The following is a 25,373-nucleotide window of genomic DNA, read 5'->3' as shown; positions in this document are numbered from 1 at the left end:
CAATAAGGCGGGTGCAAAGATAAAAAATTATTTGAATTGAAAAGGATTAATCACTTCTTTTTTGAAAAGGTTTTTCTAGGCTGAATCTCTAAAGGATTTTTCGAAAACGCAGCATAGTCATTTCTCTTTTTAAAAATGTTTACAGCTGTAAAAACTGCCTCTCTAAAAGACTCATGATTAGCTATCCCTTTTCCAGCAATATCGTAAGCAGTTCCGTGATCTGGAGAGGTTCTTATCTTTCTCAATCCAGCAGTATAGTTTACTCCATTACCAAAAGAAAGCGTTTTAAAAGGTACCAGCCCTTGGTCATGATAAGAGGCTATTATAACATCAAAGTTTTTGTAATTACCAGAACCAAAAAAACTATCTGCTGCATAGGGTCCTAGTACTACCTTTCCATTATTTCTCAAGTTATCAATAGTAGGTTTTAATACTTCGTCATCTTCTTTGCCAATAACACCATTGTCTCCGTTATGCGGATTAATCCCTAAGACTGCAATTTTTGGCCTTACAATACCAAAGTCTTTTATTAATGTTTTATGAATGGTGTTAATTTTCTTTTCTATTAATTCTCTTGTTATGTTTTCTGAAACTTCTTTTACAGCAACATGATCTGTAAGTAGACCAACTCGAAGCGAATTTGTAACCATAAGCATTAGGCTATCTCCTTCAAGCTCTTTTGCTAAATAATCTGTGTGCCCCGGAAAGTTAAATGTTTCAGATTGTATGTTAGATTTGTTTATTGGAGCCGTAACTAACACATCTATTTTGTCATCTTTTAACGCCTTTACAGAAGCCTCTAGTGATTTTAGAGCATATTCGCCCGCTTGTTTTTCTTCTTTACCCAAATTAACTGGAACTTGCTCTTTCCAGACATTATATACGTTTAACTTTTTGTGTAAGATTTTGTCCAAAGAATCTATTCCGTGTACACTTACATTAAGGTTTAAGGCTTTTTTGTAAAAAGACATCAACTTTACAGAGGCAAAAATCACAGGCGTACAAAACTCTAACATCCTGGCATCTTGAAAAGTTTTTAGTATAATCTCACTCCCAATACCATTAAGGTCTCCTATTGATATTCCTAAAACAACTTTATCTTTTTCGCGCATAGAGTGAATACTATTAATGTTATTTTTGTATCACAAAGGTAATTAATAAAAGATGTTTACAGGAATAATAGAAACAATAGGAAAAATAAAAACTCTTGAGAGAGACAACTCCAATCTACATATTGAAATTGACTCACCTCTAGCCTCTAGCCTCAAAATAGACCAAAGTGTTTCACACAATGGTGTTTGTCTTACAGTTGTTGCGCTTCATGAACAATCTTATACTGTTACAGCTATCCAAGAAACTCTCGATAAAAGTGCTATTGGGAATTTAAAAGTTGGTGATGACGTTAATCTTGAAAGAGCTATGAAACTTGGTGATAGACTAGATGGTCACATTGTACAAGGGCATGTTGATCAAACGGCCGTTTGTACATCTATTGAAGAGTTAAATGGAAGTTGGGTTTTTACTTTTAAGTATGATGCTTCCTTTGGAAATGTTACAATAGAAAAAGGCTCTATAACAGTAAATGGTGTAAGCTTGACTGTAGTAAATTCTAAAAAAGCTTCTTTTAGTGTTGCAATTATTCCGTATACTTTTAACCACACAAACTTTAACTCCTTAAACTTAGGAGATAAGGTTAATCTCGAATTTGATGTTGTAGGAAAATACTTAAAGAGACTTAGTGAGCCTTACGTTTAGCCCTAGATTTTTTATAAGATATATATATACCATAAATAAGTCCTAAAGCAATAAGGACATAAATACTAGTGTCAAGAGGCAATTCTGGTGGCGGCGGAGTTCGATTTGGTGCAGGAGGACCTGAACCTAAATCTTGGCCGTAGGCAGTTATTGCATTAAACATAGTTAGTATTACAACTAATATGGTTACGATTTGGGGTCGCATAGTGGGGACTAATGTAATAATTTTTTTTTAATAAGGTTTTAATTAATTAATTAACTCTGTATTAATAAAAAAATTGTTCTATTAGGCTTTTAAGTTTTGCAATCGTTAAAATAAAAAAGTGGTCCCACATGGGCTCGAACCATGGACCCCCTGATTATGAGTCAGGTGCTCTAACCAGCTGAGCTATGGGACCTTTTTCAGTTTGCAAATATAAACACTTTATCAATTTATCAAACTATTAACCGCTTAATATTAACTATTCTCTTTCTTGACACAGTTCTACCAAAACTCCATTACTGCTTTTGGGGTGCAAAAAAACAACCCATTTATTATCTGCTCCTTTTTTTGGTTCTTCATTTAAAACAACAAATCCTTCCTTTTTCAGACGCCTTACCTCAGCTCTAATATCACTTACCGAAAATGCAATATGGTGTACTCCTTCTCCCTTTTTATCAATAAACTTAGCAATAGGGCTGTCTTTGGTTGAGGCCTCTAAAAGTTCAATTTTACTTTCACCACAAGTAAAAAAAGAGGTTTTTACTCCTTCAGAAGCTACCTCTTCTGTTTTATAATGCTCGTACCCTAAAAGCTTTTGGTATATTTTATTAGCGGCATTAATGTCTTTTACAGCAATTCCTATATGTTCAATTTTATTCATTAGATTGTTTTGCAATTAATTTAGTAAATATGATGCTTTAAATGTAGTATTTTTGCACTATGACAGAAAGTAATAGACAAAAAAAAATCGCTGGAGTTTTACAAAATGACTTAGCAAATGTATTGCAAAAATTAGTTAGAGATGCCGGACAAACGGGAATCATTATTTCGGTTTCTAAAGTTTCAGTAACTGTAGACTTATCTATCGCTAAGGTATATGTAAGTGTTTTCCCTTCTGAAAAAGCTACATCTTTGGTTGCTGAGCTATCCGCTATGCAGCCTCAGATAAAACACGAAATTGCCCAGCTGACTAAAAATCAGTTGCGTAAAATGCCAGATTTACAATTTTATAACGATGACTCTTTAGAGTATATAGAAAAAATTGAAAAAGCAGTTAAGGGAGAAGAGAACCCTTTAGAGAACCCAGACCTGCTTCCAAAAAGAAAAAAATCTTAATTTGAATTTCTCTCTATACATTGCATCCCGCTACTTAAAAAGTAAAAGCAGCAAGAATGCGGTAAATATTATTACCCGTATTGCTATAACAGCTGTGGTGGTAGGTGCTATGGCATTATTTATTGTATTGTCTGGGTTTGCTGGGCTTCGAGACTTTAGTCTTCAATTCACAAATGTTTTTGATAGTGATTTAAAAATAATTCCTGCAAGCGGTAAAACGCTTACACTTTCAGGAACTTCAGAAAAAGAATTAAACACTATAGAAGGTATCGCTGCTTATTCAAAAATTATTGAGGAGCGTGTTTTTCTTCAATATAAAGGAAAGCAGCACATTGCTACTATAAAAGGAGTAGACGCTAATTATGGAGAAGTTGTGGTGTTAGACAGCATCATGTACATAAGTAATTGGCTTACGCAAGGGCAAAGCGAAGCTGTGTTGGGACTAGGAACTTCGGCCAAGTTGTCTATTGGGCCCAATGACTATACCAATCTATTAGAGGCTTATGTTCCTAAACCAGGAACAGGGCAGATAAACCCGCTGGACCCCACCGAAGCTTTTACCAAGAGAAGCCTTGTGGTCTCAGGTATATATTATGTGAATGAGGAGCTTGACAGTAAATACGTCTTTACAGATTTTAATTTTGCCAGAGGTTTGTTGAGCCTTGATAGCACTAAAGTTTCATCGATTGAATTTAAACTAAAAGATGTTGCTAATGAGGAGGCTATTAGAAATAAATTAAAAGGAGTTTTTACGGAAGAAATCCAGATAAAAAACAGAATTCAGCAAAATGATGCTTTGTATAAAATGCTAAATGCCGAAAATCTTTTTGTATATGTCTTTGTTAGCCTAATAGCCGCTATTGCTATTTTTAATATTGCCGGAACCATAATTATGATGATTCTTGAAAAGAAAGGAAATATTAAAACCTTAGTCTCTTTAGGGCTTACCATTAAAGAAGTGAGAAGAATTTTCTTTTATGAAGGATTGCTACTAACTTTTATTGGAGCGGTTATTGGCCTTTTTCTAGGAATAACTGCAGTCCTCTTACAAAAGCAGTTTGGCTTCATTCCTATAACACCTAACCTACCCTATCCTGTAGAGTTTCAATTTATAAATGTGTTGTTAGTATTTATAACAATTAGTTTGCTGGGGGCGCTTGCGTCTAAAGTTGCTTCTAGAAGAATTACTGAAAAACTAATTGCTTAGAAGTTAGTTTTATTTAGCAAATTCAAAATCTCCAAATTTCTCTAGCACTTCGTCAAAAGCGGCAAAAACCGAAGCAGAGTCATCACTTGTAACCATTTTCATTCTATATTCTTTAAAGTGTGGAATCCCTCTAAAGTAATTGGTGTAATGCCTTCTAGTTTCAAAAACACCTAATCTTTCTCCTTTCCAGTCTATTGACATTTGCAGGTGCCTTCTAGCAGCTTCTACACGTTCTTGCATGGTAGGTGGCGCACAATGTGTTCCTGTTTCAAAATAGTGTTTTACTTCTTTAAAAAACCATGGGTAGCCAATACTAGCACGACCTATCATTGCACCATCAAGTCCGTATTTATCTCGCATCTCCATTGCGCGTTCTGGAGAATTCACATCTCCATTTCCAAATACAGGAATGTGCATTCTTGGATTATTTTTTACTTCGGCAATAGGAATCCAATTGGCATCTCCTTTATACATTTGTGCCCGAGTACGACCATGAATTGAAATTGCTTTACAGCCAACGTCTTGTAATCTTTCGGCGACCTCAACAATTTTTATGGAGTTGTCATCCCAACCTAATCTAGTTTTTACTGTTACTGGTAGTTTTGTGTGTTTTACCATAGCTTCAGTAAGCTTCACCATAAGGTCAATATCCTTTAAGATACCTGCTCCTGCACCCTTGGAGACCACCTTCTTTACAGGGCAACCAAAATTAATGTCTATAATATCTGGACCACTTGCCTCAACAATCTCTACACTTTTAAGCATGGAATCTAAAACGGCACCAAAAATTTGAATCCCCACAGGGCGTTCTTTTTCATAAATATCTAGCTTCATTACGCTTTTTGCAGCATGCCGAATTAAGCCTTCGCTAGAAATAAACTCTGTGTATACAACATCTGCCCCTTGTTCTTTGCAAAGTGCACGAAAAGGAGGGTCACTCACATCTTCCATAGGTGCGAGCAACAAAGGAAACTCTCCAACATCAATGTCGCCAATTTTTGCCATGGTGCAAAAGTATGAAATCTAAAAAAGAAAGTAGTGATCCCGTTTTTAGTTTAATCTGTCTTTTTCTGAAGCATCAATATTTCGGTTATTATCACGTAAACGAGCATTTCCAAAGTTGTATTGAAAACCAAGTCTAAAAAGTCTAGACTCCGGACGTGCAAAATAACTATTATCTTGATTAAAGTAGTGCGAATTTACTTCTACATTATTGGTGTTGAAAACATCATCTACACCAACAGTAAGACTAGCTCTGTTATTCCAAAAACTCTTTCTAAAAGATACTGAAAGATTAAACTGGTTTTCATAATCTGAAGAACCTATAAAAAAGTCTGATAGGTAAAATAAAGTGACATCACTTGTAATGTTCTTTTCTTTTGAAAGTGTAAGTCTGCTAAACATCTGCGAGAAAAACCCAAATGTATCGTTAGAAAATATATCCTGTGAGCTTTCTTCAGCAAAAAAAGAATTCTCTAAATAAAAGCTTGATGTAGCAACAGTTAAGTACCACCAGTTATTTAGGTAACTCGCAAAGGTAGCATCAAAACTATATTGAAACCCCTCAATTAAGTTGGCTTCGCTATTTCTAAGTGTAAAATTTTCATTGTCTTGAAAAACTAAAGTATTTAGCTCATCATCAATGATTTCATAATACACATCAAAAAACCATTTTCTTTTATGAGCAAGACTTACTTGATACCTATTTGTAATTGCAGGAATGAGGTTTGGGTTTCCTGTGTTAAAATTATTTTCATTTATAAAATACCTAAAAGGATTAAGGCTCTGGTAGCGGGGTCTTGTAATGGAGCGTGCATAGCTTATGCTTAATATATTATTGCTGTTAATGAAATAATCAACTCCTACATTAGGGAAAAGCTCAAAATATTCTTGTGTATTAACTACTCCTTGCGACCTAGAGTCTCCTGTTACATCTGTATATTCTCCTCTAAGGCCAAGATGAACCCCTAATTTTTCCCAATCTTTAGCATAATTAAAGTATCCAGCATAAATAACCTCCTCATACAAAAACAAATCTGACAGCATATTATTAAACTGGTTAGCGCCCATATCAGTATCAAAAAAATCTAACCCGCTTTCTGTATCAATATTAGAATATTTTAAACCTGTTTCTAAGGTTCCTTTTCCAAAAGGAGTTGTTACATCTAACTGTCCAGAAAATATATTCGTGTTTTGTGTTGCATTTGTAAAAAAGCTATTGTTTCTGCTAACCATTCCATCTGGTAAAAAATACGTAGTTGCTACATTTTGTATCTGGTCATAATCGTATGTAATATAATTTGCCGTTGTTATGACATTAGCGCCTTTTTCTCCTATAGTTGCTTGGTGGGAAGCACTAAGTGAGAGGTTTGAGGTGTCATTCTCTAAATCACTAAGTGTAGAAAATGTAGAATCTATTTGTCTAGCAGCATCAAAAATGGTGGCGTCAACTGTATTGACAAATGTTTTGTTAGGTGAAATAAGACCGTTTGCTGTAAGAGAAAGTTCATTTTTCTCATTAAGCGTTATATCTGCTGCTAAATTTATTTGATGTGCTTGAGAACGAGTGGTTCTTGTAAAATCACTTTCCCAAATACTCTGGGTGCTTGTCCCGTTTTGGTTAAAAAAGCGTATAAAATTATCGTCTTGCTTAAATTCTTTTCTAGGGCTAATGCCGTAGCTTCCATAAAAATTAAGCCAATTGTTTTTATAAAAGTGTGATGTGGTGGCATTATATTTTGCAAACACAGCCTGTTCATATGTTCCAGAAACTGACCCTTTGTATCCAACAGAAATTGCTTTGGAAGTAATAATATTTAGTACCGTGCCAGCTTCGGCATCATATTTTGCAGAGGGGTTAGTGTTTACCTCCACACTTTTAATAATAGATGCGTCTGTGTTTTGAAGTAATGAAACTACCTCAGAAGAAGATAGATACACTCTTTTGTTATTAATATAAATAGTTGGATTCCCAAGCTTTACTTTTATTTCATTACCAATTACCAATACTCCCGGAGTTCTTTTTAATAAGTCAAAAGTACTCCCTGTAGAAAGTGAGGTGTTTTCCACATTAAAAATTAGCTTTCCTGCTGTTTTTTCTATAGTGGGGTTCTTTGCTGTTACAACGGTCTCTTCTAGATCTACAATAGTCTCCAATAGATTAATAACACCAAGGTTTTTGTTTTCTGAAAGTGTAAAGGTTTGTTCAAAGTTTTTAAAACCAACGTAGCTAATAATTAGTTTATAAGTATTGGCAGGTACATCATCAATAATAAAAGAACCGTCCTCATTACTTGAAGTCCCTTTTAATGGTGTATCATTATCTGCTTCGTAAAGTAATATGGTAGCAAAATAAATAGGATTTTTTCCATCTTTTATTGAGCCAGAAACAGAAAAGTTTTGGCCAAAAGTTACAGTAACAATAACTATAAACGTTAATGTAAGGAAGCATTTACGTTTCATTTAAATAGGTTTGTTTTTTTGTTAATGAAAGTTTCTAAGGGGAGATGAAATAATTTCATTTAAAAACACAACATAACAAATATCTTAATTATTTGATAACAATAACTTAAAAGCGCATTTTTTTTCGATGAAGTGTATATATCCCTAAAAATCACAACCTAATTACCTTATATTTGCAACTTGAATCCCAAACAAGGGAATTGTTGTATGAAAAACATTAGGAATTTTTGCATTATTGCGCATATTGATCACGGAAAAAGTACGCTTGCCGATAGGCTTCTAAGTGCTACAGGTGCTGTAACGGCTAGAGAGGAACAAGCGCAATTGCTTGATAATATGGACTTGGAAAGAGAGCGTGGTATTACCATTAAAAGTCACGCAATCCAAATGGAGTATACATATAAAGGTGAACAATTTATTTTAAACTTAATTGACACTCCTGGTCACGTAGATTTTTCTTATGAAGTTTCTAGAAGTATCGCTGCATGTGAAGGCGCGTTGCTTGTAGTGGATGCTGCGCAAAGTATTCAAGCACAAACTATTTCTAATTTATATTTAGCACTAGAAAATGACTTAGAAATTATTCCTGTGTTAAACAAAGTAGATTTGCCCTCTGCTAATCCCGAAGAAGTGACGGATGATATTGTTGATTTACTGGGTTGTGATGCAGAAGAGGTCATTCCTGCAAGTGCTAAAACGGGTATTGGTATTGAAGAAATACTACAAGCCATTATAGAGCGGGTACCAGCTCCAAAGGGTATTGCAGATGAATCTCTACAAGCCCTAATATTTGATTCGGTTTATAATCCGTTTCGAGGGGTTGAGACTTATTTTAGAGTTTTAAATGGCGAAATAAGGAAGGGGCAACACATTAAGTTTATGGCAACCGGTAAAACTTATTATGCAGATGAAGTTGGAACTTTAAAGCTAAAACAACAACCCAAACAAGTTATTAAAACTGGCGATGTAGGATACCTTATTACAGGAATTAAAGAGGCGGTTGAGGTAAAAGTGGGAGATACTATTACAGATGCTAAATCTCCTACCACTAATATGATTGAAGGTTTTGAAGACGTAAAGCCCATGGTATTTGCAGGGATTTATCCTGTAGATACAGAGGACTATGAAGAACTCAGGGCCTCTATGGAAAAGCTGCAATTAAATGATGCTTCACTTGTATTTCAACCTGAAAGTTCTGCTGCATTAGGCTTTGGTTTTAGGTGTGGTTTCTTAGGAATGTTACATCTTGAGATTATTCAAGAACGTCTAGAGCGAGAATTTGACATGACTGTTATTACAACAGTCCCTAACGTGTCTTATCATGCATACACAAACAGAGAGCCTGATGAAGTGATTTTGGTTAATAACCCAAGTGACTTGCCGGATCCTTCTAAACTGAATCGTATGGAAGAACCATACATCAAGGCTACCATTATTACAAAGTCTGACTTTGTAGGCTCTGTAATGTCTTTATGTATTGAAAAGCGCGGGCAAATTACCAATCAAACCTACCTTACTACTGAAAGAGTAGAGCTTACCTTTGATATGCCCTTGGCTGAAATTGTTTTTGATTTTTATGATAGGTTAAAAACTGTTTCTAAAGGATATGCTTCTTTTGATTATACCCCAATTGGAATGCGAGAATCTAAACTCGTTAAAGTTGATGTATTACTAAACGGAAATGTTGTAGATGCGCTTTCTGCATTATTACACCAAGACAACGCATACGATATTGGTAAGAAAATGTGCGAAAAATTACGACAGTTAATCCCAAGGCAACAATTTGATATTCCTATACAGGCTGCTATTGGAGCAAAAATAATCTCAAGAGAGACTGTAAAAGCACTTAGAAAAGACGTAACAGCAAAATGTTATGGAGGTGACATATCACGTAAAAGAAAGCTTTTAGAGAAACAAAAGAAAGGAAAGAAACGTATGCGTCAAGTGGGTAATGTAGAAATACCTCAAGAAGCATTTATGGCAGTATTAAAACTGAATGAGTAGTTTTAAAAGCCTAATATGATAGAAACAAAATCCGAAGTCTAGTAGCTTCGGATTTTTTTATGCTATCTAAAGGCAACTTGAAGTGTGTTATTCATCACACTTTTTTGGTAACTCGTCACATTAATTTGTAACTGTCTGGTTTTCAGCACATATTTGAATACAACTTTTAAAATCCAAAAACAATGAAAACTAGACATCTATGGGCTTTTCTTGCCCTTTCTATTACATTTCAAGTAGTAGCCCAAAACCAAAAAAACAAGTATTCAGAAGCTGGCAAAGCATTACAAAAAAACTTTTTGGAAATGCTTCAAGACGCTAGTGTTCTTGCAGCAGGCAAAGAAAAAGATACTACTCCTTGTGAACCTTTTTTAATCTTACAACAATTTACAAAGTCCGATTTGCTCCCAAATACAAAGCCTTTTGAAGCTTACTTTAAAAATGTTTTAGAAGACTATAATAAAAAGCTTAATGCATTACAAGACAATATTATTTTAACAACTTCATCAAACCCAAATGAAAGTTACTTCGCTGCCATAAGTAGAAGCAGAAGGTTTAAAGACTTTGCAGAAGATATAACTGGAATTAAAATTCTTGATATAAATAAAAAAGATAAGGATATACTTCTGGACTTTTATGTAAACCATCCTTTAAAAAAAAGGAAAACCATAACGACCAAAGGTGAGAAAATAGCATCTGCAAAATTTGCAGAGTGCTATGCTACAACAAACCACACATTAAAAGCTAATAAGTGGAAATACCCTAAGGTAACATGGTTTATAAAGACTACTGTAACAATAACTTGTGATTGCGCTAATGACTCTAATCGAGATGAAGTTAATGAAGCTATTTTTGAGTATGACGCATTTGTAAATGGCACATTAACAACCTCCAATATTGACTTTGAAAAAACAAAAGGGTCTAGCTTTAGTTTAGAAAAAGTAAGCTGCTGTCCAGGTGAGGAAGACCCTAACGAAGATACTTCTATTGATCTACCAGAAGACATGTTGGTTTCTCTTCCAGAACAGACACTCGGAGTTAGCGGCGGGATTGGGTTTGAGCAAGACTTAGAAGAAGTTAGTATATGCCTTGGTGCCGAATATCTATTTAATATTACAGAGCTAGGAAACAGCCCACTATATATTGGTGGTGTTGCAAAATTAGCAACGGCTAGCTTTATGGACTTTAACAGCACCACAATAAGTGTTGGGCCAACAGCACAATTATTTACGCCTATTTCAACTAATGGTGACACACAAATGACTAATGGATTAACGGCTGTTTATCTCTTTGGAACAAATGATAATAATGGATTTAAAGATGATATTTCTGGTTATCAAATTGGATTAAATACTGGGCTAAATGTTCAAATATCGAGCAATGCTTCCATTAGCCTAATAATTCCAATAGTGTCATTCCAAAACCTAACTTTCGAATCACAAGAAGGCGGAGGGTCTCTTGATGTAAGCAATACTTCTATTCTCCTAAACAAGAACAATCCTGTTACTCTTGGAGTGCGTATTGGGCTTTAATAAAACTAATTAAACACTTTATTATGAAAACAACTATTAAGAAACTAAAAATATTCGTACTTATCTTTTTAAGTAATACGTTACTCTATAGCCAAGGTCTCAGCAAGGCTGATATTCAAGCAACTAAAGAACTTGATGCTGCTATCGTAAAAATGCATACAGAAGGTCAACTACAAATTCCAAAAGTAATCTGTGCAGAACCTATAAAAAGTTTGCTTTACCCATCAACAAACCATTTTAGTTTTAATTATTTAATTGGCGGTATTAGAAATTATGAAAAGCAAGTAAATGCATTTGAAAAAATAGACAAAGGGAATTTTGCATCTTCTTTTGATAAACTAATTCAAAAATATGAACCGGGCTCATCCTATCTCAATTTTTTAAAAAATACCGCTGAAGTTAACTTAGGTGCTTTAAACGAAAATGAAAAAAAAGAGCTTCGAGAAATTTATAGCACTTTACATAGTTTCTCTAGAGGAATACCAATTGTTTTTGTAGAAGAAAACATGGGGGCTTGTTATGTTGAACTTAGAATTATTATGAAATTAACCAAAGTAGATTCTCCATTTGTTTATTGGAGTTTTGCTTCAAGAGTTGTAGAAAATTGTAACTGTAAAAAAGACCCTGATAGAAAAATAAAAAGCTTAAAGTATGAGTACACATCGAATGCAAAAGGAGTTTTGACTTCTAAAAAGATTTCTTTTGAAGAACCAAAAAATATAAAGTTTGAGTTACTTCAAGAGGTGTGTTGTCCAAGTAAAACTGAAACACCAAAAGAAACTGCGCTTGAGATAAACCCAACCGAAAACATCTCACTCCCTAATCAAACTATTGGGGGAAGTATAGGGGCTGGTTTTGAACAAGATTTTGAAGAAACAAGCTTCTGTCTGGGGGCCGAATACCTTTACAATGCTACTGATGTTGGTGACGGGGCACTATTTATTGGTGGAAATATTGGAGTTGAAACCACAAGTTTTATGGACTTCAACAACACTCAGTTTAATATTGGTCCAACAGTACAGTTGTTTTCACCTATCACTCCAAGTGGAGAAACACATATGACTAATGGTATTAACGGAAACTACATTTTTGGAACTAATGACAACAACGGGTCTAAGGACGACTTCTCAGGCTTTAACATTGGGCTTAACACCGGCCTGAATGTGCCTCTTAGTGATAATGTGTCGATTAGTTTGATAGTGCCTATTGTTACACACACCAGTCTAACTTTCACCTCCCAAGATGGCCCAGGTGAATTTAAAGCCGATGAGACTTCAATTCTCATCAATAAAAACAATCCAGCAAAATTAGGCTTGAGAATTGGATTTTAAAAGTGTTTTCTTAAGCTGTATAAGGCCGCCGAAAGGCGGCTTTTTAATTTCCACAGGTAGCTCCAGCCTCTTCTAAACCTGCAATATATACATCGTAATTTGTGTCTGTATTCTCCCCATTTACAGAGGCGTTTCCATTGCTTTCTCTACACACCTCAAATACTGCTGTTTGCTCAGACGAGCAAGTAGTGCATGTGCGACTATCATCATCTTTACAACTATAAAAAAAAGCAGTTGATATGAATATTAAAAATAAGGCTTTTTGCATAAGTAGTTCTTTGTTAAAAACAACGAGGTAAATTACAATTTATTCTTTACTAATTTCTTCAGCGTCCTCTTGTTTGGTAGCTGTCATAACATCTTCCAAGTCCATAGGTTTGCCCAAGTAAGCTAAATAGCTTCCTTTGGTTATAGTTATGTTCTCGGGCTCATTAATAATTGAAATAGCATTGCTGGCATCCTTTAAGAATACAGGAATCGCATTTTCTTCTTCCTCTATGATTTTAAAAACCTTTAAAAACTGCTCTTCAGTATTTATCTCAATTTCTTGAATAGATGGAAATTTTCTGGCAATGTTTGTAAATTTTAGGTAATCGTGTGTTCTAGAAAAAACGCCTTCTGGAAGATTTTTGGCACTACGCATTTCTTCAGAAGAAATAAGTCTAAAAGTTCCATTCTCGCCAAACTCTTCTCCATAACGATTAGTTGCTTGTTTATTAATTTCATCATTTCCGGTCATAGCTATTAAAAACCCTACATCATTCAATTCTATATTATCCGTTAGATCATCTGAGTAAATGTTGGCATTAAGTGCGTCTATACCTAATTCTTTGGCCTTGTTTATATTAATTCGGTTAGAATCTACCAAAACTACATGCCTATCATTTTTTTGAAGATAAGAGGCTATTAGCCTTGAAACCTTAGAGGCTCCAACAATCATAATACCATCAGAACTTTTTAAGAAAACCCCTACTATTCTTGCAAAAAACCTTGCTGTTGTTGCATTAAGAAGAACAGTAATTAAAACTACCGCAAATACTAATGGCGTAATATATTCTGCTCCAGGAACTCCTTTTGCTACTAATTTTGTTCCGAATAAAGATGCAATTCCAGCTGCAACTATACCCCTGGGGCCTACCCAGCTTATAAATAGCTTTTCATTAGTTTTTAATGTTGAGTTTGTTGTGCTTAAAAAAACGCTTATAGGCCGCAAAATAAAGATTACAACAGCAATTAATATCGCTGTGTTCCAATTGTAAATTAGCATTAAGTCATCAAGACTAATATTTGCTGCTAATAGTATAAACAGAATAGAAATTAAAAGGACACTTAAAGATTCTTTAAAGTAAAGCAACTCTTTTAGGTTAGGTAAGTCGCTATTCCCTAAAAACATTCCCATAACTACAACCGAAAGTAACCCAGACTCATGCGCAAATAAATCGCTTTCTACAAATATTAAAAGCACCACAGATAATGACACTACATTAAGTAAGTAATGTGGGATAAATTTTTTCTTAATAGCGATATAAAGCGCATACCCTCCAGAGATTCCAAAAGCAAAGCCAACTACTACAATTTTTCCGAATTCTAGTAAAGCTTGTTTTGTAAAACCACTATCGCCTTCTACGCTTATAAACTCAAAAACTAAAACGGCAACCAGGGCGCCAATTGGGTCAATTAATATTCCTTCCCACTTTAAAACTGCTGAAACATCCTTCTTAAGCGGAATATTTCGTAAAATAGGAGTAATTACCGTTGGCCCTGTCACAATTATAAGTCCTGCAAATAAGAAAGAAATGCGCCAGTCTAACCCATATACATAATGAGCTGCAACTCCAGCCCCAATAAAAGTAATGGCAGCTCCCAAGCTTATTAATTTTCCAATAACAGATCCAACTTTTTTTATCTCACCACGTTTAAGTGTTAATCCGCCTTCAAATAAAATTATACCAATAGCAAGAGAAACAAAATAAAACAAGTTTTCGCCTGGAAATAGTCCATTACCCCCTTCATAAATAGGCTGTATCCATTGCCCTCCACTTTCAGAAAACAAAGTAGAGATTGGACCCACTAGGAGACCTATTAAAATTAAGGGTAATATTGCTGGAATTTTAAATTTCCAAGCAACCCATTGTGCTAATATTCCTAAAATTATAATGCCAGCTAACTCTACCATTTTTTATTTCTAATAGTTAAAACAACAAAATACTGCAAAAAGATTAAATAAGGGTATTATTTAAGTTCATTTTTTTTGTTTGAAAATTGATTTTTTATTTCTTAATAAACACTTAACGAACAAGGTGATTAGCTCACTTTTTTATATTTTGCGACTTCTATGAAATTATTCCCTATAGAAGCAGGAAATTTTAAACTGGACGGTGGAGCTATGTTTGGAGTAGTCCCAAAATCTTTGTGGACAAGGACCAATCCTGCAGATGCTAACAACATGATTGATATTGCGGCACGTTGCCTTTTAATTGAAGAGGGCAATAGGCTCACTCTTATTGATACGGGAATGGGTAATAAACAAAGTGATAAATTTTTTGGATATTACTATCCTTGGGGAGATCATTCTCTTGATGCTTCCCTTAAAAAACACGGATTTCATCGCGACGACATTACAGATGTTTTTATGACGCACCTACATTTTGACCATTGTGGTGGTAGTGTAATTTGGAATAAAGACAGAACAGGGTATCAGCCTGCTTTTAAAAATGCTACTTTTTGGAGTAATCAAAACCATTGGGAATGGGCAACAAAACCCAACAGAAGAGAAAGAGCTTCTTTTCTTTCTGAAAATATTTTGCCAATGCAAGAAAGTGGTCAGCTTCAGTTTGTAAAAGGCCCTCAAAAAGGACTTGCTGATGAAACAACAAATTTTTCTGAAGCTAACGAGTTAGATTTCGGCATTTTCTTTGCAGATGGCCATACCGATAAACAAATGATCCCTCTTATTAAATATAAAAATAAGACCATTGCTTTTATGGCAGATCTATTACCTACAGCAGGACACCTACCTCTACCCTTTGTAATGGGGTACGATACACGCCCTTTGTTGACATTACCAGAAAAAGAATTATTTTTAAACGCTGCAGCAGATAATGGTTTTTATCTGTTTTTAGAGCATGATGCACACAATCAAATTATTACTGTAAAGCACACCGAAAAAGGAGTGCGATTAGACAAAACATACACTTGTAAAGAACTCTTTTAAAATTGAATATGAATATGAAAAATTTAAAATTTCCATTAGTTGTAATCACAGCTACTATGCTATTATCTAGTTGTGGTGGAGGCTCTGCTCCAATTGTCGCAACTCCAATTGAAAACATTGATACAACCCCATTAAAAATAACACCTCTTACTGAAGCTCAGTTAAAAACTTGGGGAGCAGCAGATTTAGTTGCAGACACTATTCCGGGAATGAGTGTAGACAAGACATATAATGAGCTTATTAAAAATAAAAAGGGACAAAAGACTATTGTCGCTGTTATTGATAGTGGCATTGACATTGAGCACGAAGATTTAAAAAATGTAATCTGGACCAATGAAGATGAAATTCCAGGCAATGGTAAAGACGATGATAATAATGGTTACATAGACGACGTACACGGCTGGAACTTTCTAGGAGATATAGTTGGTGAGAATATGGAGTATGTTAGAATAATAAAAAAACTAGAGCCTAAGTTTAAAGGTAAAACCGAGGCTTCAATTAGTGCTGCAGACAGAGCTTCTTTTGCGTTGTATAAAAAAGCAAAAGCTGAGTTTGAAAAAGAAAGCCAAGAAACTATGGCTGGTAAAGCACAATATGAGCAAATATTATCTCAAGTAAAGCCTGCACACCAAGCTATAAGCAAAAAGCTAGGCAAAGAAGATTATACAGCAAAAGACCTTGCGAGTATCTCTAGTCCTTCAGCAACAGAGCAACAACAAATTGGCATGTTAACTCAAATGCTGTCTTTTGGGGAATCTGTACCTGCAGTTATTAAAGAATTGCAAGGAGGTATCGATTACTTTTCAGGAAGGTTAGAAACTCATTTTAATACAGAAAAAGACTTTAGGTCTGTTTTAGGGGACAATCCAAATGATATTACAGATACTGCTTATGGTAACAATGATGTAGATGGTCCAGACCCTAAAAAAGAAGATGCAAGACATGGAACGCATGTAGCTGGAATTATCGCAGCAGAACGTGATAATGGTCTAGGTATGCAAGGAGTTGCAAAAAATGTTGAAATTATGGTGTGCCGTGCTGTTCCAGACGGAGATGAGTATGACAAGGATATTGCATTAGCAATTAGGTACGCAGTTGATAATGGAGCAAAAGTGATTAACACAAGCTTTGGGAAGTACTATTCTCCACACCCAGAATGGGTTTGGGATGCTATCAAATATGCTGCTTCTAAAGATGTATTAATTGTTAATGCTGCAGGAAACGAAGCCTTTGACCTTGACGGAATCCAAGTATATCCAAATGACCAAGAAGGAACAGATTCAGAAATTAGCTCTACTTTCTTAACGGTAGGTGCACTAAACTATAAATATGGAAGTGAAATGGTTGCAAACTTTTCTAACTATGGAAAATCTAATGTAGATGTATTTGCACCAGGAGTAAAAATATGGGCTACCACACCTTTAAATACCTATGAAAATTTACAAGGTACTTCTATGGCGTCTCCAGCGGTTGCAGGTGTTGCTGCGATGATACGTTCATATTACCCTAATCTTTCAGCAAAACAAGTAAAAGCTATCTTAATGGATAGTGGCCTTACTTCAAACACGCAAGTAATTTTAGGTGGTGACCAATCTAGAAAAGATAATTTTAATAATTTATCAACTTCTGGAAAAATGGTTAATATGTATAATGCATTTATCATGGCAGATAAAATTTCAAGACAACTTTAAAAATATAATAATTTATATATGAAACTTTTTACAAATTTAATCTGGGCGTTTGCCTTTGTAGCAACAGTAACAGCGCAAAATAATTCTAGCTATTGGCAACAAAAAGTCGATTACAAAATGGACATCGATGTAGATGTTGATAAATGGCAATACAAAGGGAAACAAACACTAGTATATACTAACAATTCACCAGACGTATTGGACAAAGTGTTTTACCACCTATACTTTAATGCTTTTCAGCCGGGAAGTGAAATGGATGTTCGCTCAAGAACTATTGCTGATGCTGACGGAAGAGTAAAAGATCGTATTTCTAAACTAGCACCTAATGAAATTGGTTATATAAAACCAACCTCGCTAACGCAAGACGGAAAACCTCTTGAGCACGAAGTTGTAGGAACTGTTTTAGAGGTTCAGTTAAATACACCTATACAGCCAGGAGCTAGCACAACATTTATGATGGAGTGGGATGCACAAGTGCCGGTACAAATTAGACGAAGTGGAAGAAACAACGCCGAGGGAGTTGCGCTTTCTATGACGCAATGGTATCCTAAATTAGCCGAGTATGATTTTCAAGGTTGGCATGCAGACCCATACATTGCAAGAGAGTTTCATGGTGTTTGGGGTGACTTTGATGTAACTATTCATATAGATGAAGATTATGTTGTAGGTGGTTCTGGGTATAATACTGAAAACGTAAAAAACGGAAAGGATATGCCATCTCTTAAAAAGGGTAAAAAAGGCAAACGTTCTTGGCGTTTTCTTGCGCCTAATGTTCACGATTTTACATGGGCGGCAGATGACGAGTATATCCATGACCAATATGACGGCCCTAATGGGGTTACCTTAAATTTCTATTACAAAAACAATCCTGAAATTTTAGAAAACTGGAAAAACCTTCAGCCTAAAACGGCTGCGTTAATGGAATTCTTCAACGAAAATATTGGAGAGTACCCATACAAACAGTATTCTGTAATTCAAGGCGGAGATGGTGGTATGGAGTATGCTATGTGTACGTTAATTACTGGTGAACGTAAATTTGGAAGCCTTGTGGGGGTTACTTCGCACGAGTTAGCACATACTTGGTTTCAGTTTTTACTAGCAACTAACGAGGGTAAACATGAGTGGATGGATGAGGGCTTTACTGTTTACATTTCTAATGAGGCTATGAATGTTGTGATGGACCAAAAAAGTAATAATCCACATTCTGGTTCGTATAGAGGATATCAGTTTTTAGCAACTAGTGGAGAAGAGCAGCCTGCTACTACCCACGCAGATCGTTATGCTACCAATCGTTCTTACGGTATTACAGCCTACAGCAAAGGAGCTGTTTTTATGGCGCAGTTAGGCTATGTTATAGGTGAGGATAAATTACAAGAAGCCATTAAAAAGTATTACAAGGACTGGGCGTTTAAGCACCCTACTCCTAACGACTTTATTCGTTGTGCAGAACAAGTTTCTGGATTAGAGCTAGACTGGTATTTAATGGACTTCATGCAAACAACTAATGTGATTGATTATAGCATTAAAAATGTAGAAACCAGAAAAGACGCTACGGTGGTTACCCTTGAACGTTTAGGGCTAATGCCAATGCCAATAGACTTGTTTGTAACTTATGTAGATGGTACACAAGAATTGTTTTATATCCCCTTGCAAATGATGCGTGGCGAGAAAAACAAGCAAGTTCCTACTAGAAAAAGAACAATTGCAAAAGATTGGGCTTGGGCATATCCTACGTATGAATTGTCAATTCCAAGTGACAAAAAAGTACAAAGTATGGTAATAGACCCATCACAACGTATGGCAGATATTAACCAAGACAATAATACTTGGAAAGCAGAATAAGTTTTTAAAAAAAGAAAATAAAAAGACCTTTTGGGAAGCTATTTTTTCTGAAAGGTCTTTTTTTATATTTACAACATGAACCAATCCTTCCCAAAAACACAAAAACTTAAAAGTCGCAAGGCAATTGCGCAGCTATTTGATGAAGGAAAAACAGTCACGAAATTTCCAATAAAGGTATTTTATTTACCACAGCAAGACTATTTAGAAAATAAAGCCGCTTTTGCGATTCCTAAGCGAAATTTTAAGCTTGCAGTAAGCCGAAACAGATTAAAAAGACAGCTTCGAGAAGCCTACCGTCTTAAAAAAGAAACACTTGAAGGCAATACTAGCACGAAATTTGCGCTATTGTTTTTGTATCTTGGTAAAACAAATGTTCCGTATGACCAAATTGAAAAAGCGGTAACGGTACTTTTAAAAAAGCTAACAGATGAAAACAATTAGCACACTCCTATTTTTATTTATTGCAGCCTGTAGTAGTAACCCTAGTTATGAGTCAGAATCTTCGGGAATTAATGGTATACTAAATAGTGAAGATGCTTCCATTGAAGAATCTATGATTCAATCTAAGCAAAGTCCAGAAATTCAGGAAGAGGCAGAGCAGAAAATTATTAAAACAGCAAACCTCAGCTTTGAGGCAAAAGACTTAGATAAGACACATGCTCGCATCCTTCAGTTGGTTAAAAACCATAAAGGCATTATACAACAAGATAATGCAGATAAAGGATATAACAGACTAAGTAGATACCTCACAGTTAGAGTGCCTTCAGAAAACTTTCAAGACTTTATAAATGGGGTTTCAGAAGGAGTCGCTTATTTTGACCAACGCAATATTTCAAGACAAGATGTTACCGAAGAATTTGTAGATCTCGAAGCACGATTAAAAGCAAAAAGAGAGTTAGAAAGAAGGTATTTAGAGTTATTAAATCAAGCCAAAAATGTAAAAGAAATCCTAGATATAGAAAGAGAGCTTTCAAAAATAAGAGAAGAAATAGAAGCTAGACAAGGGCGTTTAGAATACCTTAAAAGTAAGGTTTCTATGAGTACGGTTACTATTAATTTTTATAAAATCACTTCAGAAACCGGGGTTACACAATCCTACGGACAAAAAATGATTAATGCCCTTAAAGGTGGTTGGGATGGTATCTCAATGTTTTTTATTGGATTACTATACATCTGGCCTATTTTTATATTTGGACTAGTGTTGTTTATAGTTGTTCGCTGGCTTATAAAAAGAAAGAAGAAATAATTTTATCCTGCCTTGATCTCGATATTTTTTCTCTTAGAAAAAACTCGAATTTACGGCAAATTTAAAATAAGAGATTATGAAAAAAAGAATTTTAGTTCCCATACTAGCTATTGGGGTGTTATTTACGACGGTAAGCTTTAAAAGTGATTTTTTTGAAATTGCAAAACAGATTGAAATATTTACAACACTCTTTAAGGAGTTGAACATGAATTATGTAGATGAGACCACTCCCGCTACTCTTATGGACAAAGCTATTACGGGAATGTTAGAGGATTTAGACCCCTATACCGTTTATTGGAATGAACAAGAAGTAGAAGATGCGCGCATTAATAACTCTGGTGTTTATACTGGTGTAGGTGCTAGTGTAAAAACTAAAAAAGACCGCATTGTTGTTGTGGAACCTTTTAAAGACTACCCAGCAGATAAAGCTGGTTTAAAAGCTGGTGATGAGATTATAAAAATTGGAAATACTGACCTTGCAGATTTTGATGGTGATACAGGAGAACTTTTAAAGGGGGCTCCAGATTCTGAAATTAAAATCACCTATGTACGTCAAGGTAAAGAAAATAAAACAACACTAACTAGAGCTGCAGTAGAGGTAAATGCGGTTCCTTTTTATAAGTTAATTAATAACGATATTGGATATATTGTTCTTAGGGCTTTTAACCGAAAAACAACTAAAGAAACCAAAGCTGCCTTAGTAGACTTGAAGGAGCAGGGCGCAAAAAAAATCATTTTAGATTTACGTGGCAATCCTGGAGGACTGCTTAACGAGGCTATTAGCGTGGTTAATTTGTTTGTCCCTAAAGGCGAAGTGATAACAACTACAAAGTCTGTTATAAAAAGATACAACAAGGTATATAAAACAACCAAAGAGCCTGTAGATACAGAGATTCCTTTAGTAGTTTTGGTAAATGGTCGAAGCGCTTCAGCAAGTGAGATTGTTTCAGGTGGATTACAAGATCTTGACAGAGCTGTAATAGTAGGAGCACGTAGTTTTGGAAAAGGGCTGGTACAACGTCCTAAGAAATTAACCTACGGAACACAACTTAAAGTTACTATTTCAAGATACTATACCCCAAGCGGAAGATGTATCCAAGCATTAGATTATTGGAATCGCGATGAGAACGGAGACCCCATTCGTCTAGACCCAAAGGAATACAATTCTTTTAAAACCAAAGGAGGTAGAACTGTTTACGACGGTGGTGGTATTTTACCAGATATAGAAGTAGAAACTGCTGTGTTTAGCCCTATCACAACTGCATTATTAAAAGATGATGCTATCTTTAATTATGCAACAGAATATTACTATAAAAACCAGTTAACAGATTGGTCTAATTTTACTTTTTCTGAAAGTGATTTTCAAGATTTTAGACAATACCTAAACAAAAATGGTTTTGAGTATGAAACGGAAACAGAAAAAGAATTTGCCGAAGCCCTTCGTAGAGCTGAAGATGATGATCTTGACGGGGAAATTAAATCTTCTTACAATCAATTAATGAAAAGCATTGATGCTGCAAAAGAAAAAGCTATTGTAGCAAAAGGCGCCGAAATAAAGTCTCTATTAACCGATGAAATTTTAAAGCGTTATTTCTACAGAGAAGGTTTGTATAACTACCAGGTAAATAATAATCCTGAAATAAAAGAAGCTATATCGGTTTTAAATGACAGCAACAAATACAACCGAATTTTAAAGTAATAATTTGGATTCTTTTTTATCCTTTTTTGAAACAATGCCCATTTGGCTAAAGGCCGGATGGGTATTTTTTGTTCTCGCAGTTTTCTGGGTTTTAGAGGGTAACTATTCATTAATAAAATTTAGGTACAAGAAATGGAAACATGCTAAAACCAACATTGCTTTACTCTTTTTTGTTATGGTTATTAATGCTGTTTTTGGAGTTATAACACTTCTTGTTGTTGAGTATGGTTCAATAAAAAATTTAGGGCTTTTATATATAATAGATTTTCCGGTTTGGGTTGAGCTATTATTTTCCATTCTTGTGCTAGACCTCATTGCGCAATATGGCGTGCATTATTTGCTTCATAAAGTAAAATGGATGTGGCGATTACATATAGTACACCATAGCGATAAACATGTAGATGCTTCCACAGGCACCAGACACCATCCTTTCGATTTTGTACTTAGAGAAACCTTTGCTTTAGTAGCAGTTTTTATTATGGGAATGCCGCTTAGCTTTTATCTTTTTTATAGAATACTAAGTGTGTTATTTACTTATTTTACACATGCAAATATTTCACTTCCTTTAGCTGTAGATAAAGGGTTAAGCTATCTTATTGTTACACCTAACATGCATAAATTTCATCATCATTTTGAACTCCCTTGGACAGATAGTAATTACGGAAATATGTTTTCAATATGGGACCGAATGTTTGGCACATTTATTTATGAAGACGTTTCAAAAATAGAATACGGGTTAGATATTTCTAACCATACAAATGATGAAAGTTTAGCAACCCAATTAAGGATTCCTTTCAACAAGAAAGTAGTTTCGAAATAAGTGGGTTTGTGCATAATTAATTTGGGGTTATTATGTCCTATTCATTGATAAATCTTACTAAAAAGAGTTAAAAGAGGTTCCTGCTTTCTTATGAATTTTTAAACCTTAACAGCCTATTAACAGGGTTTTTCGTTCTTTTTTGGTATAATATGGGTTATGATACAGATAGATAAAGAGGAAAACACAGAAACATTAAAGGAGTCCATAACCTATTTAGAGAATAGAGGGTTCGAAAACATTAAGGCCGACATAGAAGGGTATGAAACCCCAAAATCGTACAATAAAAAAGGAAGTGACATTACCATCACTCCAGATATTGTAGCAGAGCGCGCAGGAATAAAGCATTACTTTGAGGTAAGTTTAAAATCGCAAAAACCAAAGTTATTAAAGTCAAAATGGCGATTTTTAGACGTTGTTTCTAGAATGAAAAACGAGCGTTTTAAAATTATAACCAAAAGAGGACATTATAAGTTTACTAACGAGATGCTTAAAGACTTAAATCTAGAAAAAAACTTGATTAAGTTATAATCATAGCAATATGAGGAATGCCGTCTTCTAGGTATTCTTCACCAACAGGGATAAATCCATGTGATTTATAGAAATCTATTAAATAGGTTTGCGCTGAAAGTTTAATCTTTTGTGTTGTAAACCTATTTTTTATAGCAGTTACTGATGCTTTCATAACATCATGCCCATAGCCAAATTTTCGTAAATCCATAGGAACTACAACACGCCCAATAGCAGCTTCTTCAAAATAATCACCTGGTTTAAAACAGCGAGTATAAGCAGCAATTCGTCCCGATTTTTTTAAGAAAACATGAAGCGCCTTCCTGTCTTTTCCATCAATATCTTGATATATACAATCTTGCTCTACTACAAAAACTTCACTTCGTAATTGTAAAATATCATGAAGTTCGTCTAGCGTAAGTTCATTAAATGTCTTGACAAATAAAGCCATTGCTACAAATTAAGAACAAGCAATTTTATCAACTCTATTTTGATGGCGTCCTCCTTCAAATTCAGTATTTAGAAAAATATCTACTAACCCTTTTGCCTGCGGAATTGCAGTAAACCTTGCGGGAATACAAATAATATTAGCATTGTTATGTTGGCGCGTAAGACTTGTTATTTCTTTATTCCAGCAGATACCTGCTCGTACGTTTTGGTACTTGTTTGCTGTCATCGCTACACCATTAGCACTTCCACATATTAATATTCCAAAATCAGCTTCATTAGTATCTACTGCTTTTGCAACGGGATGCACATAATCTGGATAATCAACACTATCTAAGGTGTCTGTACCATAATTAATTACTTCTATTCCCTTTTCTTTAAGCATCTTAACAATGGCAAATTTATAATCGGGTCCTGCGTGGTCATTTCCTATAACTACTTTCATAATCATGCCCACGAAAGTGGGTAACTTTTAATTAAACTTCCTCTAAGCAAAGATAATGTATTCATAAAACTAAAAATGGTAGTTATTGTTTAAAATTGAAAATCAAAAGATTACGTTTTATTAAAAATAAGGTAACATAGTAGTCAACAACATTGTTGATATTTGTAGTGGTAAAATGCATAAATTAATTTGGTTTTTAAAAACCAAACGCTCTATGTATAAATTTTTGAAATAATAGGAAAAAGTTAGCTTCAGTTACTAGCTACTTATCTTCATTTTTTTTCTTGTTTCAAACAAAAATTATTCAAAAACTTTTCAAAATTAGGTTGTCAACATAGGTTATAAACAGCTGTTTATTTAAAGCTGTAATTTGTTATTTTTCAGAAGTTATAACTCTTAAAATAATGTTAATAACCTACTCACAAAAGGTAAAAACTTAATATAAAAGTAGATTGTGAAAAAGTTATACCTATTATCAACACCCCATCATCATCATCATTTTATTTTAAAATTTTTAGAAAAAGAAAAAAGATGATTATATAGTTGTTGAAAACTTTGGAAAATGGAATTTTGAAATTGTATTCTAAACTATATTTAACTTTGAAGCATTATTTAAACGCTTTATTATTTCTTCTGCTTTAGGAATATCTTCTTCATGCACCTTAAGACGTATACCGCCAAAAGCATTGCTATGAAAAGGAAGTACGCTAATCATGGTTTCATTTTGAAAAATAAAACGCACTTGTTCTTGCTCCAGTAAATGCTGAAGTATAGCATATTCACTAGGAAAGGTATATATAGCAATAGTTTTGTAGTCTTTCATTAAAATAAAAACATAATGTATTGATTGTTACTA

Annotated in this window: 24 protein-coding genes and 1 tRNA gene; 14 read left to right on the top strand and 11 right to left on the bottom strand. The window is 34.6% G+C overall.

The window, feature by feature from the left end:
- Positions 1 to 50 precede the first annotated feature (50 nt).
- Positions 51 to 1,112, bottom strand: a complete 1,062-nt coding sequence (pdxA, locus tag RM538_RS06390; protein WP_311332574.1) for a 4-hydroxythreonine-4-phosphate dehydrogenase PdxA — start codon at positions 1,110 to 1,112, stop codon at positions 51 to 53.
- Positions 1,113 to 1,164: 52 nt separating this feature from the next.
- Here pdxA and RM538_RS06385 point away from each other — a divergent pair, with 52 nt between their 5' ends.
- Entirely contained in the window at positions 1,165 to 1,755 is a 591-nt protein-coding gene (locus RM538_RS06385) for a riboflavin synthase (protein WP_311332573.1), read from the top strand.
- Here the strand turns inward: RM538_RS06385 and RM538_RS06380 are convergent.
- The 3 genes from RM538_RS06380 to mce form a co-directional block, all read right to left on the bottom strand.
- Positions 1,736 to 1,960 carry a hypothetical protein gene (locus RM538_RS06380; RefSeq protein ID WP_311332572.1) on the bottom strand — a complete coding sequence of 75 codons (225 nt, stop codon included), beginning with the start codon at positions 1,958 to 1,960 and terminating at the stop codon, positions 1,736 to 1,738. The genes RM538_RS06385 and RM538_RS06380 overlap by 20 nt on opposite strands.
- 119 nt (positions 1,961 to 2,079) lie before the next feature.
- A tRNA-Ile gene (locus RM538_RS06375) sits at positions 2,080 to 2,153 on the bottom strand.
- Positions 2,154 to 2,216: 63 nt separating this feature from the next.
- Positions 2,217 to 2,618 (bottom strand): methylmalonyl-CoA epimerase, encoded by a 402-nt coding sequence (mce, locus tag RM538_RS06370; protein WP_311332571.1) that lies wholly within the window; start codon positions 2,616 to 2,618, stop codon positions 2,217 to 2,219.
- 59 nt (positions 2,619 to 2,677) lie between these two features.
- Here mce and rbfA point away from each other — a divergent pair, with 59 nt between their 5' ends.
- Positions 2,678 to 3,073: a 30S ribosome-binding factor RbfA gene (gene rbfA / locus RM538_RS06365; RefSeq protein WP_311332570.1), complete on the top strand. Its 396-nt coding sequence runs from the start codon at positions 2,678 to 2,680 to the stop codon at positions 3,071 to 3,073.
- A 1-nt stretch (position 3,074) separates the two neighbouring features.
- The gene (locus RM538_RS06360) at positions 3,075 to 4,280 is read left to right on the top strand and encodes an ABC transporter permease (RefSeq protein WP_311332569.1); all 1,206 of its coding nucleotides are present in this window, start codon (positions 3,075 to 3,077) and stop codon (positions 4,278 to 4,280) included.
- Between the two features lie 9 nt (positions 4,281 to 4,289).
- Here the strand turns inward: RM538_RS06360 and dusB are convergent, their stop codons facing one another.
- Positions 4,290 to 5,285 carry a tRNA dihydrouridine synthase DusB gene (gene dusB / locus RM538_RS06355; RefSeq protein WP_311332568.1) on the bottom strand — a complete coding sequence of 332 codons (996 nt, stop codon included), beginning with the start codon at positions 5,283 to 5,285 and terminating at the stop codon, positions 4,290 to 4,292.
- A gap of 45 nt (positions 5,286 to 5,330) precedes the next feature.
- On the bottom strand, positions 5,331 to 7,742 hold the full coding sequence (locus RM538_RS06350; protein ID WP_311332567.1) for an outer membrane beta-barrel family protein: 2,412 nt from the start codon (positions 7,740 to 7,742) through the stop codon (positions 5,331 to 5,333).
- A gap of 207 nt (positions 7,743 to 7,949) precedes the next feature.
- On the opposite strand from RM538_RS06350, the gene lepA reads away from it, so the two are divergent.
- The 3 genes from lepA (at position 7,950) to RM538_RS06335 (ending at position 12,606) form a co-directional block, all read left to right on the top strand.
- Entirely contained in the window at positions 7,950 to 9,746 is a 1,797-nt protein-coding gene (lepA, locus tag RM538_RS06345; RefSeq protein ID WP_311332566.1) for a translation elongation factor 4, read from the top strand.
- Between the two features lie 182 nt (positions 9,747 to 9,928).
- Complete coding sequence (locus tag RM538_RS06340; protein ID WP_311332565.1) at positions 9,929 to 11,275, top strand: hypothetical protein; 1,347 nt, start codon at positions 9,929 to 9,931, stop codon at positions 11,273 to 11,275.
- Positions 11,276 to 11,298: 23 nt separating this feature from the next.
- Positions 11,299 to 12,606 carry a hypothetical protein gene (locus RM538_RS06335; protein WP_311332564.1) on the top strand — a complete coding sequence of 436 codons (1,308 nt, stop codon included), beginning with the start codon at positions 11,299 to 11,301 and terminating at the stop codon, positions 12,604 to 12,606.
- Positions 12,607 to 12,649: 43 nt separating this feature from the next.
- Here RM538_RS06335 and RM538_RS06330 read toward each other — a convergent pair whose 3' ends face one another.
- The gene (locus RM538_RS06330) at positions 12,650 to 12,874 is read right to left on the bottom strand and encodes a hypothetical protein (protein WP_311332563.1); all 225 of its coding nucleotides are present in this window, start codon (positions 12,872 to 12,874) and stop codon (positions 12,650 to 12,652) included.
- Positions 12,875 to 12,913: 39 nt separating this feature from the next.
- Positions 12,914 to 14,782, bottom strand: a complete 1,869-nt coding sequence (locus RM538_RS06325) for a cation:proton antiporter (protein WP_311332562.1) — start codon at positions 14,780 to 14,782, stop codon at positions 12,914 to 12,916.
- 159 nt (positions 14,783 to 14,941) lie between these two features.
- Between RM538_RS06325 and RM538_RS06320 the strand changes: the two genes are divergently transcribed.
- From RM538_RS06320 to RM538_RS06285, 8 genes are all read left to right on the top strand, one after another.
- Complete coding sequence (locus RM538_RS06320; protein WP_311332561.1) at positions 14,942 to 15,820, top strand: MBL fold metallo-hydrolase; 879 nt, start codon at positions 14,942 to 14,944, stop codon at positions 15,818 to 15,820.
- Between the two features lie 14 nt (positions 15,821 to 15,834).
- A complete protein-coding gene (locus tag RM538_RS06315; protein ID WP_311332560.1) occupies positions 15,835 to 17,511 on the top strand; it encodes a S8 family peptidase in 1,677 nt (558 codons plus the stop codon).
- 18 nt (positions 17,512 to 17,529) lie between these two features.
- Positions 17,530 to 19,353 (top strand): M1 family metallopeptidase, encoded by a 1,824-nt coding sequence (locus tag RM538_RS06310; RefSeq protein WP_311332559.1) that lies wholly within the window; start codon positions 17,530 to 17,532, stop codon positions 19,351 to 19,353.
- Positions 19,354 to 19,428: 75 nt separating this feature from the next.
- A complete protein-coding gene (gene rnpA, locus RM538_RS06305) occupies positions 19,429 to 19,794 on the top strand; it encodes a ribonuclease P protein component (protein ID WP_311332558.1) in 366 nt (121 codons plus the stop codon).
- The gene (locus RM538_RS06300) at positions 19,781 to 20,599 is read left to right on the top strand and encodes a DUF4349 domain-containing protein (protein WP_311332557.1); all 819 of its coding nucleotides are present in this window, start codon (positions 19,781 to 19,783) and stop codon (positions 20,597 to 20,599) included. Before rnpA ends, RM538_RS06300 begins: the two co-directional genes overlap by 14 nt.
- 76 nt (positions 20,600 to 20,675) lie before the next feature.
- A complete protein-coding gene (locus RM538_RS06295; protein ID WP_311332556.1) occupies positions 20,676 to 22,298 on the top strand; it encodes a S41 family peptidase in 1,623 nt (540 codons plus the stop codon).
- Positions 22,299 to 22,332: 34 nt separating this feature from the next.
- Positions 22,333 to 23,118: a sterol desaturase family protein gene (locus RM538_RS06290; protein WP_311332555.1), complete on the top strand. Its 786-nt coding sequence runs from the start codon at positions 22,333 to 22,335 to the stop codon at positions 23,116 to 23,118.
- 156 nt (positions 23,119 to 23,274) lie between these two features.
- Positions 23,275 to 23,646: a hypothetical protein gene (locus RM538_RS06285; protein WP_311332554.1), complete on the top strand. Its 372-nt coding sequence runs from the start codon at positions 23,275 to 23,277 to the stop codon at positions 23,644 to 23,646.
- On the opposite strand, the gene RM538_RS06280 is transcribed toward RM538_RS06285, so the two are convergent.
- The 3 genes from RM538_RS06280 to RM538_RS06270 form a co-directional block, all read right to left on the bottom strand.
- The gene (locus RM538_RS06280; protein ID WP_311332553.1) at positions 23,636 to 24,076 is read right to left on the bottom strand and encodes a GNAT family N-acetyltransferase; all 441 of its coding nucleotides are present in this window, start codon (positions 24,074 to 24,076) and stop codon (positions 23,636 to 23,638) included. The genes RM538_RS06285 and RM538_RS06280 overlap by 11 nt on opposite strands.
- A 9-nt stretch (positions 24,077 to 24,085) precedes the next feature.
- Positions 24,086 to 24,517: a ribose 5-phosphate isomerase B gene (gene rpiB / locus RM538_RS06275; protein WP_311332552.1), complete on the bottom strand. Its 432-nt coding sequence runs from the start codon at positions 24,515 to 24,517 to the stop codon at positions 24,086 to 24,088.
- 583 nt (positions 24,518 to 25,100) lie between these two features.
- Complete coding sequence (locus RM538_RS06270) at positions 25,101 to 25,340, bottom strand: putative signal transducing protein (protein WP_311332551.1); 240 nt, start codon at positions 25,338 to 25,340, stop codon at positions 25,101 to 25,103.
- Between the last annotated feature and the right edge of the window lie 33 nt (positions 25,341 to 25,373).

It is taken from the genome of Patiriisocius hiemis (assembly GCF_031846325.1).
In the GTDB taxonomy this organism is placed as follows: domain Bacteria; phylum Bacteroidota; class Bacteroidia; order Flavobacteriales; family Flavobacteriaceae; genus Patiriisocius_A; species Patiriisocius_A hiemis.
Note: the sequence above shows the minus strand (reverse complement) of the source record. Positions and strands in the feature narration are given on the sequence as shown.

Coding starts and splice junctions, on each gene's coding strand:
- pdxA (WP_311332574.1), bottom strand. CDS start 1,112: ATGCGCGAAAAAGATAAAGTTGTTTTAGGAATATCAATAGGAGACCTT.
- RM538_RS06385 (WP_311332573.1), top strand. CDS start 1,165: ATGTTTACAGGAATAATAGAAACAATAGGAAAAATAAAAACTCTTGAG.
- RM538_RS06380 (WP_311332572.1), bottom strand. CDS start 1,960: ATGCGACCCCAAATCGTAACCATATTAGTTGTAATACTAACTATGTTT.
- mce (WP_311332571.1), bottom strand. CDS start 2,618: ATGAATAAAATTGAACATATAGGAATTGCTGTAAAAGACATTAATGCC.
- rbfA (WP_311332570.1), top strand. CDS start 2,678: ATGACAGAAAGTAATAGACAAAAAAAAATCGCTGGAGTTTTACAAAAT.
- dusB (WP_311332568.1), bottom strand. CDS start 5,285: ATGGCAAAAATTGGCGACATTGATGTTGGAGAGTTTCCTTTGTTGCTC.
- RM538_RS06350 (WP_311332567.1), bottom strand. CDS start 7,742: ATGAAACGTAAATGCTTCCTTACATTAACGTTTATAGTTATTGTTACT.
- lepA (WP_311332566.1), top strand. CDS start 7,950: ATGAAAAACATTAGGAATTTTTGCATTATTGCGCATATTGATCACGGA.
- RM538_RS06340 (WP_311332565.1), top strand. CDS start 9,929: ATGAAAACTAGACATCTATGGGCTTTTCTTGCCCTTTCTATTACATTT.
- RM538_RS06335 (WP_311332564.1), top strand. CDS start 11,299: ATGAAAACAACTATTAAGAAACTAAAAATATTCGTACTTATCTTTTTA.
- RM538_RS06330 (WP_311332563.1), bottom strand. CDS start 12,874: ATGCAAAAAGCCTTATTTTTAATATTCATATCAACTGCTTTTTTTTAT.
- RM538_RS06325 (WP_311332562.1), bottom strand. CDS start 14,782: ATGGTAGAGTTAGCTGGCATTATAATTTTAGGAATATTAGCACAATGG.
- RM538_RS06320 (WP_311332561.1), top strand. CDS start 14,942: ATGAAATTATTCCCTATAGAAGCAGGAAATTTTAAACTGGACGGTGGA.
- RM538_RS06315 (WP_311332560.1), top strand. CDS start 15,835: ATGAAAAATTTAAAATTTCCATTAGTTGTAATCACAGCTACTATGCTA.
- RM538_RS06310 (WP_311332559.1), top strand. CDS start 17,530: ATGAAACTTTTTACAAATTTAATCTGGGCGTTTGCCTTTGTAGCAACA.
- rnpA (WP_311332558.1), top strand. CDS start 19,429: ATGAACCAATCCTTCCCAAAAACACAAAAACTTAAAAGTCGCAAGGCA.
- RM538_RS06300 (WP_311332557.1), top strand. CDS start 19,781: ATGAAAACAATTAGCACACTCCTATTTTTATTTATTGCAGCCTGTAGT.
- RM538_RS06295 (WP_311332556.1), top strand. CDS start 20,676: ATGAAAAAAAGAATTTTAGTTCCCATACTAGCTATTGGGGTGTTATTT.
- RM538_RS06290 (WP_311332555.1), top strand. CDS start 22,333: ATGCCCATTTGGCTAAAGGCCGGATGGGTATTTTTTGTTCTCGCAGTT.
- RM538_RS06285 (WP_311332554.1), top strand. CDS start 23,275: ATGATACAGATAGATAAAGAGGAAAACACAGAAACATTAAAGGAGTCC.
- RM538_RS06280 (WP_311332553.1), bottom strand. CDS start 24,076: ATGGCTTTATTTGTCAAGACATTTAATGAACTTACGCTAGACGAACTT.
- rpiB (WP_311332552.1), bottom strand. CDS start 24,517: ATGAAAGTAGTTATAGGAAATGACCACGCAGGACCCGATTATAAATTT.
- RM538_RS06270 (WP_311332551.1), bottom strand. CDS start 25,340: ATGAAAGACTACAAAACTATTGCTATATATACCTTTCCTAGTGAATAT.